15 protein-coding genes are annotated in these 15,818 nt (G+C 73.9%); 6 read left to right on the top strand and 9 right to left on the bottom strand.

Features of this window, described 5'->3' with window-relative positions; all coding sequences use genetic code 11:
• The first annotated feature begins 36 nt into the window (after nt 1-36).
• Nucleotides 37-984, top strand: coding sequence for a diacylglycerol kinase family protein (locus O7606_RS25070; RefSeq protein ID WP_281596450.1), 948 nt, complete (start codon nt 37-39; stop codon nt 982-984).
• A gap of 425 nt (nt 985-1,409) precedes the next feature.
• Complete coding sequence (locus tag O7606_RS25065) at nt 1,410-1,667, top strand: WhiB family transcriptional regulator (RefSeq protein ID WP_088982262.1); 258 nt, start codon at nt 1,410-1,412, stop codon at nt 1,665-1,667.
• A 96-nt stretch (nt 1,668-1,763) separates the two neighbouring features.
• Here the strand turns inward: O7606_RS25065 and O7606_RS25060 are convergent, their stop codons facing one another.
• The 4 genes from O7606_RS25060 to O7606_RS25045 are packed head-to-tail and all read right to left on the bottom strand — an operon-like array spanning nt 1,764 to nt 5,147.
• Entirely contained in the window at nt 1,764-2,528 is a 765-nt protein-coding gene (locus O7606_RS25060) for a CbiX/SirB N-terminal domain-containing protein (RefSeq protein WP_281596449.1), read from the bottom strand.
• Entirely contained in the window at nt 2,510-3,283 is a 774-nt protein-coding gene (locus tag O7606_RS25055) for a phosphoadenylyl-sulfate reductase (protein WP_281596448.1), read from the bottom strand. Before O7606_RS25055 ends, O7606_RS25060 begins: the two co-directional genes overlap by 19 nt.
• The gene (locus O7606_RS25050; protein ID WP_281596447.1) at nt 3,280-3,438 is read right to left on the bottom strand and encodes a hypothetical protein; all 159 of its coding nucleotides are present in this window, start codon (nt 3,436-3,438) and stop codon (nt 3,280-3,282) included. Before O7606_RS25050 ends, O7606_RS25055 begins: the two co-directional genes overlap by 4 nt.
• Complete coding sequence (locus tag O7606_RS25045; protein ID WP_281596445.1) at nt 3,435-5,147, bottom strand: nitrite/sulfite reductase; 1,713 nt, start codon at nt 5,145-5,147, stop codon at nt 3,435-3,437. The genes O7606_RS25050 and O7606_RS25045 overlap by 4 nt, the downstream gene beginning before the upstream one ends.
• Nucleotides 5,148-5,536: 389 nt before the next feature.
• Between O7606_RS25045 and O7606_RS25040 the strand changes: the two genes are divergently transcribed.
• Nucleotides 5,537-7,024: a glycosyltransferase family 39 protein gene (locus O7606_RS25040; protein ID WP_281596444.1), complete on the top strand. Its 1,488-nt coding sequence runs from the start codon at nt 5,537-5,539 to the stop codon at nt 7,022-7,024.
• A gap of 555 nt (nt 7,025-7,579) precedes the next feature.
• Here the strand turns inward: O7606_RS25040 and O7606_RS25035 are convergent.
• Together O7606_RS25035 and O7606_RS25030 are read right to left on the bottom strand one after the other, a co-directional pair.
• Nucleotides 7,580-9,178, bottom strand: a complete 1,599-nt coding sequence (locus O7606_RS25035; protein ID WP_281596443.1) for a PAS domain-containing sensor histidine kinase — start codon at nt 9,176-9,178, stop codon at nt 7,580-7,582.
• Between the two features lie 70 nt (nt 9,179-9,248).
• Nucleotides 9,249-10,280: an SIS domain-containing protein gene (locus O7606_RS25030; protein WP_281596442.1), complete on the bottom strand. Its 1,032-nt coding sequence runs from the start codon at nt 10,278-10,280 to the stop codon at nt 9,249-9,251.
• 185 nt (nt 10,281-10,465) lie between these two features.
• Here O7606_RS25030 and O7606_RS25025 point away from each other — a divergent pair, with 185 nt between their 5' ends.
• Nucleotides 10,466-12,298 (top strand): tetratricopeptide repeat protein, encoded by a 1,833-nt coding sequence (locus tag O7606_RS25025; RefSeq protein WP_281596441.1) that lies wholly within the window; start codon nt 10,466-10,468, stop codon nt 12,296-12,298.
• 109 nt (nt 12,299-12,407) lie between these two features.
• Here O7606_RS25025 and O7606_RS25020 read toward each other — a convergent pair whose 3' ends face one another.
• Nucleotides 12,408-14,036, bottom strand: coding sequence for an MDR family MFS transporter (locus tag O7606_RS25020; protein ID WP_281596440.1), 1,629 nt, complete (start codon nt 14,034-14,036; stop codon nt 12,408-12,410).
• Between the two features lie 109 nt (nt 14,037-14,145).
• Between O7606_RS25020 and O7606_RS25015 the strand changes: the two genes are divergently transcribed.
• Nucleotides 14,146-14,712, top strand: a complete 567-nt coding sequence (locus O7606_RS25015; protein ID WP_281596439.1) for a TetR/AcrR family transcriptional regulator — start codon at nt 14,146-14,148, stop codon at nt 14,710-14,712.
• A gap of 7 nt (nt 14,713-14,719) precedes the next feature.
• Here the strand turns inward: O7606_RS25015 and O7606_RS25010 are convergent, their stop codons facing one another.
• Together O7606_RS25010 and O7606_RS25005 are read right to left on the bottom strand one after the other, a co-directional pair.
• A complete protein-coding gene (locus O7606_RS25010) occupies nt 14,720-15,253 on the bottom strand; it encodes a GNAT family N-acetyltransferase (RefSeq protein ID WP_281596438.1) in 534 nt (177 codons plus the stop codon).
• Nucleotides 15,250-15,465: a biotin/lipoyl-binding carrier protein gene (locus tag O7606_RS25005; protein ID WP_281596437.1), complete on the bottom strand. Its 216-nt coding sequence runs from the start codon at nt 15,463-15,465 to the stop codon at nt 15,250-15,252. Before O7606_RS25005 ends, O7606_RS25010 begins: the two co-directional genes overlap by 4 nt.
• 124 nt (nt 15,466-15,589) lie before the next feature.
• On the opposite strand from O7606_RS25005, the gene O7606_RS25000 reads away from it, so the two are divergent.
• Entirely contained in the window at nt 15,590-15,721 is a 132-nt protein-coding gene (locus tag O7606_RS25000; protein ID WP_281596436.1) for a hypothetical protein, read from the top strand.
• The last annotated feature ends 97 nt before the right edge of the window (nt 15,722-15,818 follow it).

The raw sequence follows: 15,818 nt of genomic DNA, 5'->3' as shown, positions 1-15,818 counted from the left end.
CACGATACTCGGATGGGATCGGGGTACAGTCCGCCCATGCGGGCCGTCCTGGTAGTCAATCCCAAGGCCACCACCACCAGCGAGCGCAGCCGGGACGTGCTGGTCCGGGCGTTGCGCAGTGAGGTGGACCTGTCGGTCCGGTACACCGGTCGCCGCGGGCACGCGGTGGATCTGGCCCGGGAGGCCGCCGAGGAGGGCGTCGACCTGGTGGTCACCCTGGGTGGCGACGGGACGGTCAACGAGGTGGTGAACGGGCTGATGAGCGCCGATCCGCCCACGGTGACCGGCGGGACGTCGGCCGACCGGCTGCCGGCGCTCGCCACCGTGCCCGGCGGGTCGACCAACGTGTTCGCCCGCGCGCTCGGGTTGCCCAGGGAGTGGCCGGAAAGCACCAGCATGATCCTCGAAGGGCTCCGGTTGGGTCGCTCCCGGACGATCGGGTTGGGTCGGGCCGACGACCGGTACTTCACCTTCTGCGCCGGCTTCGGGCTCGACGCGGCGGTGGTGCACCGCGTGGAAATGGCCCGGAAGCGGGGCCGGGTCTCCACTCCCGCGCTTTATCTCCGGGCGGCGGTGAATCAGTACTTCCTCGCCTCCGATCGACGGCATCCGGCGATCCGGTTGGAGCGTCCGGGAGAGGAGCCGGAAGGCGAGTTGGCCACCGCGATCATCCAGAACACGGCGCCGTGGACGTACCTGGGGGACCGGGAGATCAATCCGAATCCCGAGGCGTCCTTCGATCTTGGTCTTGACGTGATGGCCCTTCGTCAGCTAAGGGTGGCGAGTACGTCACGCGCAGTGACGCAGATGTTCTCCCGGCAACCCGACCCGCACGGGCGGCAGGTGCTTCGGCTGCACGACGTGGCGGAGTTCACCTTGGTCGCGAGCCGCCCCCAGGCGTTCCAACTCGACGGCGACTTCCTCGGCGAGCGGGAAAAAGTCAGATTCACCTCCGCGCCGGCCGCACTGAGAGTAATCTGCTGAGACCGGGGTACTGCCCTTGGCTGGACGCGCCGGGCGACGCGCCAGGAGGGTTGGGTGCCGGATATGTCAGCAATGTCGCGCAGACTGTACTATATTGATTCCCGGCTACGGAGCGGCGGGGCCGGGCTGGGTACCCCGAATCGGACAAATGGGTCGTGAGCTTGCTCACCGCTCACAAGTTTTTCGGAGTGCCACCCTTGACATTCCAGTAGTTCGTGAAAGTATTCACAAGCGAACTTGAGTTACCGGGACATTGCGCGGATAAGCTTGCTGTGTTGAGCTGCTCCTCGCTCCGCTCGGCTAACCGTCTGCTCACGCGCTGCTGATTCGGTGAACGCGAACCGTCACATCGGCACTGCGGATGCATATAGGAAAACGAAACAGCCAGAATTGCCACCCATCTCAGAATGAGGAGTGTTGCCGCCATGGACTGGCGCCACCATGCTGCCTGCCGCGACGAGGACCCGGAGCTGTTCTTCCCGATCGGGACGTCCGGGCCGGCCCTGCTGCAGGTCGAGCAGGCCAAGGCCGTCTGCCGGCGTTGCTCCGTGACCGACGAGTGCCTGAAGTGGGCACTGGAGTCCGGTCAGGACGCCGGCGTCTGGGGTGGAATGAGCGAGGAGGAGCGCCGCGCCGTGAAGCGTCGCGGTGGCCTCCGGGTGTTGCGCGCTCACTCCGCCTAGACCACACACCACCGACGCCCCGCCGGGCCCCCTGGCGGGGCGTCGCCCTTTCCGCCCGGCGGCCCGGATCACGCGGCCCGGCGGCCCGGCTCCGAGTCACGGCCCGGCGGCGGGCCGCCCGGTCCGGGCGAGGATCAGGTCCACGAGCTCCGGAGTGTCGGTGAGCGGCGCCGAGACCGTGGTCGCGCCGGCCTGCCGGGCGGCCGAGACGACCGCGTCGTGGAACCGACCGGGCGCAAGGAAGTATGCCGCCACCGCCACCCGACGGGCGCCCGCCGCCCGCGCCCGGACCACCGCGACGCCGGCGGCCGGTGGCGCGGCCGACGCGTACGCCACCCGGCACGGCACGCCGTAACTCGCCCCGAGCGCGGCGGCCACCCGACCCACCGAGGCACGCGCCGACGCGTCCCGGGTGCCCGCCGCCGCCAGCACCAGCGCGTCCACCGGGCCCGGGTCCGCCTCGGCCAGTCGACGACGCAGCCCGGCCAGCAGCGGGGCCTCCACCGTCTCGCCGACCGGACCGAGCACCTCGGTCACCCGCACCGGCATCGGCGGGCCGGCGGCGCGGGCCGCCTCCACCGCCGCCGGGATGTCCACCCGACGGTGGTACGCGGCGGTCAACAGCACCGGCACCAGCACCGCCCCCGGATGCCCGGCGGCGGCCAGCTCCCGTAGCGCCTCGGTCGGTCCGGGGTCGGTGTGGTCGAGCCAGGTCGGCAGCACCGGCCCGCCCGGGCGGGCCGCCGCGACCGCGCGGGCCAGCGCCCGGGTCGCCTCGGCCGCCCGCGGGTCCCGACTGCCGTGCGCCACCAGGACGATCGGCTCGACCGACGCCCCGACGGTCAGACGTGCAGTCCGCACTCTGTCTTCTCGAACATCGCCCAGCGACCGGCCCGCGGGTCCTCGCCCGCCTTCGTCCGGCGGGTGCACGGCCAGCAGCCGATCGAGCCGTAGCCCTGGCGGAACAGCTCGTTCACCGGCACCCGGTGCCGGGCGACGTAGGCGTCCACCTCGGCCTGGGTCCAGGCCGCGATCGGATTGACCTTCACCTTGCGGCGACGCTCGTCGTACCCGACGACCGGGGTGTTCGCCCGGGTCGGCGACTCGTCCCGACGCAGCCCGGTCGCCCAGGCGTCGTACGAGGCCAGCGCCCGCTCCAACGGCTCCACCTTGCGCAGCCGGCAGCACTCGTCCGGGGACCTGTTGAACAGCCGGGGGCCGTACTCGCCGTCCTGCTGGCCGACGGTCAGCCGGGGCCGGATCGACCGTACGGTCACCGGCAGGGTGCGGGCCACCTCGTCACGGACCCGCAGCGTCTCCGGGAAGTGCAGCCCGGTGTCCAGGAAGACCACCTCGACGCCGGGGACGACCCGGGACACCAGGTGCGCCACCACCGCGTCCGCCATCGAGCTGGTCACGCAGAACCGGTCACCGAAGGTGTCCCCCGCCCACCGTGCGATCTCCAGGGCCGGCGCGTCGGCCAGCTCCCGGGCGGCCCGCACGGCCAGCTTCCGAAGCTCGACCGGCGACCGGCGGCCCGCCTCGACCGGGCTGGGAGCCCCCGGCCCGACCAGCCCGAGCCCCACCGCCGAGACCAGGCCGCCCGGCGCGGTCACCGGGTCACCGCCCGGGAGAGCAGGCCGGTGAACCGCACGGTGAACACGCGGGCGCAGGCGTGGCACTCCCACGCGCCGTGCCCGGCCTCGCTCGGCCGCAGGTCCTCCTCGCCGCAGTACGGGCAGTACAGCGGCACCGAACGGGTGTCACTCATCGGAGTTCCTCCTCGTCGACCCGGATCACCCAGTTGGCGAACGTCTCCCCGTCGGCGCGGCCGGCCAGGTAGCCCCGGGCCAGTCGCTCGACGTACTCGGGAAGCTCCTCGGCGGTGGTCTTGAGACCGCGCAGCTTGCGGCCGAAGCCGGCGCTCTGCCCCTGTGCCATGCCCAGGCCACCGCCGAGATGCACCTGGAAGCCCTCGACCTGGCGGCCGTCCGGGCCGACCACGAGCTGGCCCTTGAGCCCGATGTCGGCGACCTGGGTGCGGGCGCAGGCGTTCGGGCAGCCGTTGAGGTGGATGGAGATGTCCGTGTCGAACTCGCGCAGCCGCTCCTCCAGCCGGGCCACCAGCTCCTCACCGCGCGCCTTGGTCTCGACGATGGCGAGCTTGCAGAACTCGATGCCGGTGCAGGCCATGGTGCCGCGCCGCCAGGCCGACGGCCGGGCCTCCAGACCGATCCCGCGCAGCGCCGTCACCAGCGAGTCGGTCCGCTCCGCCGGCACGTCCAGCACCAGCAGCTTCTGGTACGGGGTGAGCCGCACCCGGTCGCTGCCGTGCGCCTCGACCACGTCGGCCAGCTCGGCGAGCTGGGCGCCGGAGACCCGCCCGACCACCGGGGCCGCCCCGACGTACCGCCGCCCGTCGGCCTGCTCGTGCACGCCGATGTGGTCGACCGGCCGGGACGGCAGTTGCGGGGCCGGGCCGTCCAGCAGCGCCCGACCGAGGTACTCCTTCTCCAGCACCTCGCGGAACTTCTCCACGCCCCAGTCGGCGACCAGGAACTTCAACCGGGCCCGGTTGCGCAGCCGGCGGTAGCCGTAGTCGCGGAAGATGCCCACCACGCCGGCCCACACGTCCGGGACCTCGGCCAGTGGCACCCACACGCCGAGCCGCTTGGCCAGCATCGGGTTGGTGGACAGGCCGCCGCCGACCCACACGTCGAACCCGGGGCCGTGGTCCGGGTGGTCCACCCCGAGGAAGGCGATGTCGTTCGCCTCGTACGGGGTGTCGACCAGCCAGGAGATCGAGGACTTGAACTTGCGGGGCAGGTTCGAGTAGGCCGGGTCACCGACGTACCGGCGGACGATCTCGTCGATCGCCGGGGTCGGGTCGACCAGCTCGTCCTTCGCCACCCCGGCGACCGGGCTGCCCAGCACGATCCGGGGGCAGTCGCCGCACGCCTCGGTGGTCTGCAGGCCGACCGCCTCCAGCCGACGCCAGATCTCCGGCATGTCCTCGACCCGGATCCAGTGGTACTGGATGTTCTGCCGGTCGGTGATGTCGGCGGTGTCCCGGGCGAACTCCCGGGAGATGTCGGCGATCACCCGGAGCTGGGCCAGGCTGAGCTGACCGCCGTCGACCCGCACCCGGAGCATGAAGAACTCGTCCTCCAGCTCGTGCGGCTCCAGCACGGCCGTCCGCCCGCCGTCGATGCCGGCCTTGCGCTGGGTGTAGAGGCCCCACCAGCGGAACCGGCCGCGCAGATCCTGCGGGTCGATCGAGGCGAAGCCCCGGTGCGCGTAGATGTTCTCGATCCGGGCGCGGACGTTGAGCGGATCGTCGTCCTTCTTGATCCGCTCGTTGGGGTTGAGCGGCTCGCGGTGCCCGAGCGCCCACTGCCCCTCACCCCGTGGCCGGCGGGGGCTCCGGGCGGCGGGGGCCGCCGGGCGCTCGGGCCGGGCCGGGGTGCTGTTGACGGCCATCGCGGCGTCCTCCGTTGTCTGGTGGTTGCGGGTGAGCGCGGTGCGCGCCGGCCACCCGGAGACCGGGCGGGAAGACAACGGTGTCGTGGAGAGCCGGCGCGGGGGGACGCCCGAGACTGGTGGTCGGGTGTCGTCAGTAGGCCGGACAGATGGCGCTGCGGACGCGGCCGTAGTCGACGTGGCGGCGGGCCACGAGACGGCGGTCGACAGCGGCGGTCATGCCGCTCATGCTGCCATACTCCGCAGAGTCCGGCCAAGGTTGCGGTGCGCCATCCCACATCACGGGCCGGTCCCGCCGACCTGCGCGCCGGCCTGCCGTCGGCACGGAGAGCGATCGAGCTGCTCCGATCCACCCGACCCGGCGGCACGACCCGTGCGACGCTGCGGAGATGGTCGGCGAATCCGACGCGTCGGACGACCCGCGGTGGGGCGGACCGGTCGGCCGGGCCGGCTGGTGGCTCTGGCCGGCGCTGCTGGCGCTCGTGGTCGGCGCGGCCGGGGTGGGACACGCCCAGCCGTGGCGGGACGAGTTGGCCACCTGGAGCGCCGCCGGACGCCCGCTGCCCGACCTGGCCCGGCTGGTCGGCGCCGTGGACGCCAGCGCCGGCCCGTACTATCTACTGGCGCACGGCTGGACGGCGGTGTTCGGGGACTCGGTCACCGCGCTGCGGGCGCCCAGCGTGCTCGCCATGGCCGGGGCGGCCGGACTCACCGCCGTACTCGGGGGACGCCTCTTCGGCCGACGGGCCGGACTGCTCGGCGGCCTGCTCTTCGCGGCGCTGCCCGGCACCTCCCGGTACGGGCAGGAGGCCCGGCCGTACGCGCTGGTGACGCTGTTCGCGGTGGCCGCCACCCTGGCGCTGGTCAGCGCGTTGCGCCGGCCCGACCGGGCCCACTGGGCGGCGTACGCGATCACGGTGACCGCCCTCGGTCTGGCCCACCTGGTCGCGGTGACCCTGCTCGCCGCGCACGCGCTGATGGTGCTCGGCGGGCCCGACCGGGGACGCTGGCGACGCTGGCTGCTCGCCCTGACCCTGCCCGCCGTGGCGCTGACGCCCTTGGCGCTGCTCGCCCGGGGGCAACGCGCCCGCCAGTTGAGCTGGGTCGACCCGGCCCGCCTCGGGGAGCTTCCCGGCCTGCCCGGCTCGCTCGCCGGCAGCGCCGCCGTGGGCGGCCTGCTGGTCGGTCTGGCCCTGGTCGGCGCCGCCCGCCCGGCCCGCCGTCGGTGGGGGCTGCTGATGTTGGCCGCGGCGGGCCTGCCGGCGGCGTTGCTGTTCGCGGCCGGCGTGGTGACGGCGGTGTGGGTGCCGCGCTATCTGGTCTTCACCACCCCGTTCCTCTGCCTGCCGGCCGGGGCGCTGCTCACCTCGGTACGGCTGCCGGCCGCGCTCGCCGTGCTCGGCGTCACCGCCCTGCTCGGTCTGCCGGCCCAGCTCGACCTGCGCCGCACCCACGACTGGCCGCGTTCGGCCCCGGTGGACTACCGGGGCGCGGCCCGGATCGTCGCGGCCGGGCAGCGCCCGGGAGACGCGATCGTCTACTCGCCCCGGGACGGGTTCCTCTTCCTCGACATCGGGCTGGCGTACCACCTGGGCCCGGACCGGCCCCGGGACGTGCTCGTGACCCGCGACCAGCGGCAGGCCGGCGACCTGTGGGCGGTCGAGTGCGACCGGCCGGCCCGCTGCCTGACCGGGGTGAACCGGGTCTGGCTGGTGGTCGCCGACCAGCCGACCGGCCCGCTGACCGACCCGGTGGCCGACCCGGTGGCCGCGTTGCCGGCGGCGAAGGAGGCGGCGTTGCGCGACGGCTTCTCCCCCACCGGCCGGTGGACGGTGCCCGGCGTCTCCGTGACGCTGCTCGTCCGCGCCGCCGACTGAGGCGCGCCCGTGCGGGGGCGAGCCCGCCGTGCCGGAGACCGAGCCTCGTGCCGGAGGGTGGGTCGGGTTCGGCCGCGCGGGGCTGTCGGCAGCTTCAGGGACAACATCAGGCTCCACGGACACAGCTCGGGCTCCACGGGACACAGCTCGGGCTCCACCGGACAGCTCAGTGGGATGGCGCGTTGTCCTCCCCCGGCCCGGAGGGGAGAGGGTGACCAGTTAGGAGCCTTTGGAGCTGCCCCGGATATGGGGCACGGGATCGGGGCGCGAGCCCGCCCCCGGACCGATCGCCAACAGCGCCCGCCGTCGTCTGGGCCCGCCGTAGGCCGGCCAGGGACTTCGGCACAGGGTCTAGCGGCACCAGCTCGGCGGACGCTGTTGCTGCCCCGTATCTGGGGCAGCTCCAAAGGCTTCGTCCGGCACACCCACCACCCGGCTGGCCGACCCGGGCAACGGGCAACGGGCATGGTGCCCAGGGCAGGAGACTGCGGTGGGAGGGGGCAGGGGGCCGGGACAGGGGCGGAAGGTAGCGGCGAAAGAGACCGTCGACGCTGGTCAGGCGCGGCGGGCGGCGCCCAGCGGGACGACCAGCACGGCCTCGGTGCCGCCACCGGCCCGGTTCCGCAGCTCGATGCTGCCCCGCAACTCGCCGGTGGCGAGCGCGCGGACGATCTGCAGGCCGAGGTTCGCGCCCCGGTCCGCGTCGAACTCCGTCGGCAGGCCCCGACCGTTGTCGGCCACGGTGACGTGCAACTGCTTGCGGAAGCGGTGCGCGGAGACGACCACCTCCGCGGTGACCGCCGCCGCGTCCGCCGTGGCCGCCCCGCCCACCGCCATCCCGCCCACCGCCATCCCGTCCACCGCCGCCCCGTCCGTCGGCGGAAGGCCCTGTTCCTCGCCGGGGAAGCCGTGTTCCACGGCGTTGAGCAGCAGCTCGTTGAGGACCATCACCAGCGAGGTGGCGATCTCGGCGGGCAGGACGCCGAAGCTGCCCTCCCGGCGCATCCGTACCGGTGTCTCGGTCGCCGCCACCTCCGTCGCCGCGCTCGCCACCCGGTCGACGATGCCGTCGAACTCGACCGCCTCGTCGCTGGACATGGAGAGTGTCTCGTGCACCAGGGCGATGGAGGCGACCCGGCGTACCGACTCCTCCAGGGCGGCGCGGGCGGCCGGGATACCGACCCGGCGGGCCTGGAGCCGCAGCAGCGCCGCCACGGTCTGGAGGTTGTTCTTCACCCGGTGGTGGATCTCCCGGATGGTGGCGTCCTTGGTGATCAGCGCGCGGTCCCGGCGGCGGACCTCGGTGATGTCGCGGACCAGCACCAGCGCGCCGATCGGCACTCCGGCCGGCATCAGCGGCAGCGCCCGGGTGAGCATGGTCGCGCCCCGGGCGTCGATCTCCCGGCGGGGCGGGGCCTCGCCGCGCAGGGCGGCGAGGATCCCGTTGGCCGCGTCGGTGCCCTCCAGCGGGTCGGTGGCGAGGCGGCGGTGCAGCGCGGCCAGGTCCTCCCCGACCAGGTGCGAGGCGAAACCCAGCCGCCGGTACGCCGACTGGGCGTTCGGGCTGGCGTAGGTGACCTTGCCGCCGGCGTCCAACCGGACCAGCCCGTCGCCGACCCGGGGCGCGGAGGTGGTCTCACCGGGGTGCCGGGGCGGCGGGAAGGTGCCGTCGGCGAGCATCTGGGCCAGGTCGTCGGCGGTGGTCAGGTAGTTCAGTTCGAGTTGGCTCGGGGTGCGGGCGGTGGAGAGGTTGGTGTCCCGGCCGACCACGGCGATCACCTCACCGGCCTCGCCGTCGGCGGTGCGCAGCCGGACCGGGATCGCCTCGTGCCGGGCCGGCACGTCGCCGTACCAGACCGGGTCGCCCTCCCGCCAGATCCGGCCCTGGCCGTACGCGACGGTCAGGTGGGCCACCTCCGGGCCGCCGACGATCCGGCCCACCTGGTCGTCCTGGTAGGCGGTCGGGGCGGTGGTGGGCCGCACCTGGGCCACGCAGAGGAAGCTCTCGTCACCGTCGACGGGCACCCAGAGCAGCAGGTCGGCGAAGGAGAGGTCGGACAGGAGCTGCCAGTCCCCGGCGATCCGGTGGAGGTGGTCGATGTCGGCCGGTCGGAGCTGGGTGTGCTCGTCGGCGAGTTCGCGCAGCGTGGACACCCCGACAGCCTGCCACGCCGCCCGGCACGCCGACACGCTGGCGGGGCGCCCCGGGCGGGCGGGCCTGGGCTCACATGGTCGAGGTGACCTTCTTCAGGCCACGGGGGCTGTCCGGGTCCTCGCCCCGGGCCAGCGCCAGGCTGAGGGCGAGCCGTTGCAGCGGCAGGATGTCCAGCAGCGGGGCGTACCGCTCGTCCACCTCGGGCACCGCCATCCGGGTCGCCCCGTCGACGTCGGCGGAGCCGACCACCGCCACGTCGGCGCGGCGCTCGCCGAGTCGGGGCAGCACCTCCCGCATCGACCGGCCGCCGGGGCCGGACCCGACCACGGCGAGCACCGGGACGTCCGGGTCGGTCATCGCCAGCGGGCCGTGCAGCAGGTCGGCCCCGGAGAAGGCGAGCGCGGGCAGGTACGAGGTCTCCATCAGCTTCAGCGCCGCCTCGCGGGCGGTCGGGTACGCGTACCCCCGGCCGGTGGTGACCAGGCGCGCGGCGAACCGGTAGCGGGCGGCGAGCTGGGCCGGGGCAGGGTCGGCCAGGGTACGCGCGGCGAGGTCGGGCAGCGCGTCGAGGGCGGCCCGCTCCTGCGCCGGGAGGACGCCGTCGCCGGCGCGGATGCCCTCGACCAGCAGCAGCAACGCGAGCAGCTCGGCGGTGTACGTCTTGGTCGCGGCGACGGCCCGCTCGTGCCCGGCGGCGATGTCGACGCTCAGCTCGGCGGCCTGGGCCAGCGGTGCGGACGGGGCGTTGGTGACGGCGAGGGTGAGCGCCCCGGCGGCGCGGGCCACCCGCAGCACCTCGACCAGGTCGGGTGAGCCGCCGCTCTGGCTGACCCCGACGACGAGCGCGTCGGAGAGGTCCGGGCGGGCGCCGAAGAGGGTGATGGTGCTGGGTGAGGCGAGCCCGGCGGGGATGCCGAGCCGGATCTCGGTGAGGTACGCGGCGTAGAGGGCGGCGTGGTCCGAGGTGCCCCGCGCGGTGAAGACCACGTGCCGGGGTCGTCGGCGGGCGATCGCCGCGGCCACCTCGGCGATCGGTCCGGCGTGCGCGGCGGAGAGCAGCCGGGCGTAGCCGGCGGGCTGCTCCTCGATGTCGGCGGTCATGCCAGCCCCGGGACGTGTCACCGATAACCCCCTTTTCGTGCGCGATTCTCGCGCGATCTATGCTCAGTCTTGCACTGTTTACCGCACATCGACAATTCAGCGAGCACAAACGCGCAGGGGGTTACAGAACGCCCGACATCCCCTACGCTGACCGCACCCGGAAGCACGCCGAGTGAAGGGGCACCGTGTCCGAGGGAGAGGACGACCCCCGCCTTTCCGCCGAGGGCGAGTTGGCCCTGGCCCGGCTCGCGCTGGAAGAGGGCGACCTACGGCACGCCGCCGGGCACGTCGCCGGCGCCATCGCGTACGCCCCGACGATGCCCGAGGTGCACGAGACGCTGGCCCGGATCGCCGCGGTCAGCGGCGGCGGCATCGACCTGTTCCCCCTCGACCAGCACGTATTCGTCGGCGCCGTGGTAGCCCGCGCCCACCTGCTCGCCGCCGCCGGCCGCCCCGGCGAGGGGCTGGAGCTGCTCGCCGCGGCCACCGGGCACGCGCCGCAGGCCGACTGGGCCGGCGTGCCCTGGGTCACCGCGCCCGAGCTGGCCGAACGGCTCGACCCGGAACGCGGGGCACGGATCCTGATGCAGGTCTGCGCGGCGGTGCCGGACCCGGTGCCACCGACGGCCCGCGCGCCGCTGCGGCCGTACCTCACGCTCGCCCGGCACGCCGTCGCCGTGCACTCCGGGCACGGCCTGCTGCTGGGCGCGGCGTCCGCGCTGGCCCGGCGGATCGGCGAGATCGACCTGGCGATCCGGTGGGCGGCCGAGGGGGTACGCGCGCAGCCGTCGAAGCTCGGCGAGGTCTGGCTCGGGTACGCGTACCGTGCCGCCGGCCGCACCCGGGAGGCCCTGGCCGCGCTGGCCCGCGCGGTCGACCACGACCCCGCCGACCTGGCGGTGTACGCGGACATCGCCGGCACCCTGGCCGACAACGGCCGGCTCGACGAGGCGCTGACCTGGGTCGACCGGGCCCTGGCCCGGGATCCGACCTTCGACTGCGCGGTGCACACCGCGCACCGGCTGCGGCACCAGCGGGACGGCCGGGTCGGTCACCTGGTGGCGCTCGCCGACTTCACCCGGGAGCACCCCGACGACTCGCACGAGCACGGTGACCTCGCCGAGTGCTGTCGGGGCCGGCCGTGGCTCGGCCAGCTCACCCCGGCCGGCGGCCCCGCCGTGGAGGCCCTGCGCCGGTTCGTCGACACCGACCGGCGTCCCGGCGAACGTCCGCTCCGGCTGCCGAACCCGGCGCCGCCGAGCGCGCTGCGGGCCCTGTCGGTGGTTCGTCCCGGGCTGCGGGTCGAGGTGACCGGGGTGACCGGCCCCGATCCGCGTGAGCCCCGCCGGCCCGAGGTCCGGCCGCTCTGGCGCTACGCCGACGGGGTGGCCGTGCCGCTGCCGCCGCGACCGTCGGCCACCGCGGTGGAGCGGATCCGGCAGCTCGCCCACCCGGCCTGGCCGCACCCGCCGGCCGCGTACGACGCCGCGGTCGGGTTGGCCACCCTGGAGCTGCCGGACCTGCTCGGTCTGCTGGCGCATCCGCCCACCGCCCCGTCGACGGCCCTCGGGCTGGTGCTCGGGCAGGACCCGGCGCTGTGGATCCGGTCCGTGCAGGTGTGGGCCTGCCTGGGGCTGCTGCACCACCGCACCGACGAGCCGTGGGCCGACTCGACCCGACGGCGGGTGCTTGTCGACCTGGTCTGGGGAGTGGAGGACTGGGTCACCGAGTGCGCCCTGTTCGCCCTGGTCACCGCTGCCTGGGTGGACCCGTCGGCGCGCCCGGACGTGGCCCGTACCGTGGCCGCGCGGTTCGCCGACGCGGTCACCGTGAGCCGGCAGCGCCCGGTGCCGATCGCCACCTCCCTGGCGCACCTGGCCCTGGCCACCCCCGACCTGGACGAGGCCACCACCGCCCTGGCGCACCGGTTCGTCGCCGCTCCCGCGCCCCGCGCGGGCCGGCTCCGCCGGCTCTGGCGTCGCCTGCCCCTGCCCCGCCGCCGCGCCGCGCCCGGCTGACCGGGCGGACGGGACCGGGCGGGCGGGACCGGGCGGGCGGGACCGGGCGGGCGGGGCGGAACCGTGGCCCGACCGGGGCCGACCGGACGGATCCGGCGGGCCGCCGGGCTCAGGGTTGCCGGGCCGTCGTCGGCTCGGCGGTGGCCGGACGACCGACCGACGCGGCGTCGGCCGCCGCGACGGCCGTCGGCTCCGCGTCGACCTCGGTGGCCGGGACCGGCTCGTTCGAGGAGCGCAGCGGGATCTCCCGGATGAACCAGGCGATCACCGGGACCGCCACGGTGAACAGCACCGCCCAGGTGAAGACGTGGGAGATCGCGTCGGCCAGCCCGCCGAGGACGGCCTCCCGGAGCTGCGTGGGCAACGCGTTCAGGGCGGCGGGGTCGACGCCCTGCTCGCCGCTGCCGCCCTCCATCGCCGTGCCGGCCGGCGAGCGGGCCAGCCGGTTGGCGAAGATCGCGCCGAACAGGGAGATGCCGAACGATCCGCCGATCGACCGGAAGAAGGTGGCCGCGCCGCTGGCCGCGCCGAGGTCACGCTGCGCCACGCTGTTCTGGGCGATCAGCATGGTGGTCTGCATGAGGAAGCCCATACCGGCGCCGAGCACGAGCATGTAGAAGCCGGACCGGGTCCGGCTGGTGTCGGCGTCCAGCAGCGACAGTAGCGCCATACCGGCGGTCATCACCACGCCGCCGACGATCGGGAACACCCGGTACCGCCCGGTCCGGGTGATGGTCCGGCCGACCACCAGCGACACCACCAGCATGCCGAACATCAGCGGCAGCAGGAGCAGGCCGCTCTCGGTGGCCGTCGCGCCCTGCACGGTCTGCTGGTAGAGCGGCAGGAAGCTCATCGCGCCGAACATCGCGAAGCCGAGCAGGAAGCCCATCACCGAGATCAGGGCGAAGTTCCGGTTGCCGAACAGGCCCAGCGGCAGGATCGGCTCGGTCACCCGCCGTTCGACGAGGACGAACGCGCCCAGGGCGAGCAGCGTGACCGCGGCCAGCCCGAGGATCTGCGGGGACAGCCAGTCGTACTCGGTGCTGCCCCACGTGGTGACCAGCACGACCGCGGTGATGGCCACCGACAGCAGGCCCGCGCCCAGCCAGTCGATGCGGTGCTCGGTGCGGTAGCGGGGCAGGCGCAGCGCGGCGACCAGCAGCACCAGGGCGACCCCGCCGAGCGGCAGGTTCACGTAGAACGCCCAGCGCCAGGAGAGGTGGTCGGTGATGAAACCGCCGACCAGCGGGCCGGCGACCATCGCGATCGCCATCACCCCGGCGAACAGCCCCTGGTAGCGTCCCCGCTCCCGGGGCGAGACCAGGTCACCGATGATCGCCATCACGCCGACCATCAGGCCACCGGCCCCGAGGCCCTGGAACGCCCGGAAGGCGATGAGCTGCACCATGCCGCTGTCCGGGCCGCCGAGCAGGTCGGAGCCGGACATGCCGCAGAGGGCGGAGGCGACGAGGAACATGCCGACCGAGCTGAGGAAGACCGGCTTACGGCCGTACAGGTCGCCCAGTTTGCCCCAGATGGGGGTGGAGACGGTGGTGCCGAGGATGTACGCGGTGACCACCCAGGTGAAGTGGTTGAGCCCGCCGAACTCGCCCACGATCCGCGGCAGCGCGGTGCTGACGATCATGTTGTCGAGCATCGCGAGCATCATCGTGATCATGAGCGCGACCAGGATGAGGCGTACGTTCGGTTTTGCCGCGGCCTGGTGGGTCTGGGTCATTGGAGCTCCCCCGAGAGACGGGACCGACTTACTTGCCGACCGGCTAGCTATCTTACTTGCCGGACGGTAAGTTGGGCAGCGGAACCCGTCAAGGGAATTGGAGGGTGGAGTGAGCCAGGGCACCGGCGGCACACGCGAGCGCATCCAGGCGGTCGCGCTGGAACTCTTCACCGAGCAGGGGTACGAGAAGACCTCGCTACGGGAGATCGCCGAGCGCCTCCAGGTCACCAAGGCCGCGCTCTACTACCACTTCAAGAGCAAGGACGAGATCGTCACCAGCTTCGTCGAGGACCGGCTGACGGTGATGGACGAGCTGGTCACCTGGGCCGAGTCGCGGCCACCCACCCTGGAGACCCGGCGCGAGCTGGTCGCCCGGTACGCCGAGGAGATGTTCGGCCACGGGCACCCGTCGGTGCTGCGGTTCTTCGAGCAGAACCAGACCGCGCTGAAGAGCCTGACCGCCGGGCAGCAGCTCCGCGAGCGGATGGGTCGGCTGGCCGACGCGCTGGCCCGGGACGCCGACTCACCGACCGACCAGCTCCGGGCCACGCTGGCGCTGTTCGCCGTGCACACGAGCTGGTTCGCCCTGCGCGCCCCGGAGATCACCGACGACGAACGCAAGAAGCACGCCCTGACGGTGGCCGACGAGCTGCTCGCCGCGATCGGCGACGGCTGACCGGGCGCTACCGACGGACGGTGGTCAGCCGGTCGACGGTGGGCGCCAGCTCCAGCCGGAGCGCCAGCAGATCCACTCCGGGCAGCGGTGACCAGTCACGCTCCGGCTCCCGGGCGAACCCGAACCGGGCGTACAGCCGGTGGGCCGCCGCCGCGAGACCGTCCCGTACGCAGATCACCACCGCCGTGCAGCCGTACCCCGCCGCCCGGTCCAGACAGGCCCGCACGAGCGAGCCGCCCACGCCCCGCCCCTGCGCGGTGGGCGCCACCGCCAGCATCCGGAACTCGGCCTCCCCCGGCCGGGACACCTCGGCGTACCGGCCACCGGGCAGCGTGAAGGTCACCGAGCCGAGCACCTCGCCGGTCGTCTCGTCCACGGCGACCAGCACCTCGGCGTGACCGGCCCGGGTCGTCACGTCGGCGAGCACCGGGGCGTACCCGGACTCGCCGGCGAGCTGACCGTCCGCCTCGTACGCGCCGACGGTCAGCTCGGCCACCGCCGGGAAGTCGCCCGGCCGCGCGGAACGGACCAGCACGGTCAACCGATGACCGCGATCAGGTCGCCGTCCTGCACCACGTCACCCTCGTTGACCGCGAGCTGCTGCACCACGCCGTCGGACTCCGCGAGCACCGGAATCTCCATCTTCATCGACTCCAGGATCACCAGGGTGTCCCCCTCGGACACGGTGTCCCCGGTCGACGCGACGACCTTCCACACGTTGGCCACCATCTCGGCGCGGATCTCATCGGCCATGGGACGGCCCTCCCTCTCCCGGTTACCTGCGACGGTATCCAATCACGTGCCGGCCCCGCCGGGTGAGGGCCCGAGGCAGCGGCACTAACATCAGCGGGTCGGACCGCGGACGCCGAGAGATCCGGTGCGCGACCGGCGCCGGCCGCGCAGCGGCCGACCACGATCTGACGAGGAGGTCACCATGGCGAAGAAGGCCCGCAAGAAGAAGGCCCGCAAGAAGAGCAGCGCCAACCACGGCAAGCGTCCCAACTCCTGACCGGTGGCGGGCCCGCGCCCGCCGACGTGGTCGAGGACCGGCCCCAGGGTCGGCACGCCGGTGGCCCGGGTCGAGGCTCGACCCGGGCCACCGGTAC

This window comes from Micromonospora sp. WMMD882 (assembly GCF_027497255.1).
Lineage (GTDB): Bacteria > Actinomycetota > Actinomycetes > Mycobacteriales > Micromonosporaceae > Micromonospora.
Note: the sequence above shows the minus strand (reverse complement) of the source record. Positions and strands in the feature narration are given on the sequence as shown.

What these genes read in the sequence shown, in the direction of transcription:
- O7606_RS25020 (WP_281596440.1), bottom strand. Translation starts at nt 14,036, where the DNA reads ATGACCCAGACCCACCAGGCCGCGGCAAAACCGAACGTACGCCTCATC.
- O7606_RS25040 (WP_281596444.1), top strand. Translation starts at nt 5,537, where the DNA reads ATGGTCGGCGAATCCGACGCGTCGGACGACCCGCGGTGGGGCGGACCG.
- O7606_RS25045 (WP_281596445.1), bottom strand. Translation starts at nt 5,147, where the DNA reads ATGGCCGTCAACAGCACCCCGGCCCGGCCCGAGCGCCCGGCGGCCCCC.
- O7606_RS25030 (WP_281596442.1), bottom strand. Translation starts at nt 10,280, where the DNA reads ATGACCGCCGACATCGAGGAGCAGCCCGCCGGCTACGCCCGGCTGCTC.
- O7606_RS25050 (WP_281596447.1), bottom strand. Translation starts at nt 3,438, where the DNA reads ATGAGTGACACCCGTTCGGTGCCGCTGTACTGCCCGTACTGCGGCGAG.
- O7606_RS25070 (WP_281596450.1), top strand. Translation starts at nt 37, where the DNA reads ATGCGGGCCGTCCTGGTAGTCAATCCCAAGGCCACCACCACCAGCGAG.
- O7606_RS25065 (WP_088982262.1), top strand. Translation starts at nt 1,410, where the DNA reads ATGGACTGGCGCCACCATGCTGCCTGCCGCGACGAGGACCCGGAGCTG.
- O7606_RS25005 (WP_281596437.1), bottom strand. Translation starts at nt 15,465, where the DNA reads ATGGCCGATGAGATCCGCGCCGAGATGGTGGCCAACGTGTGGAAGGTC.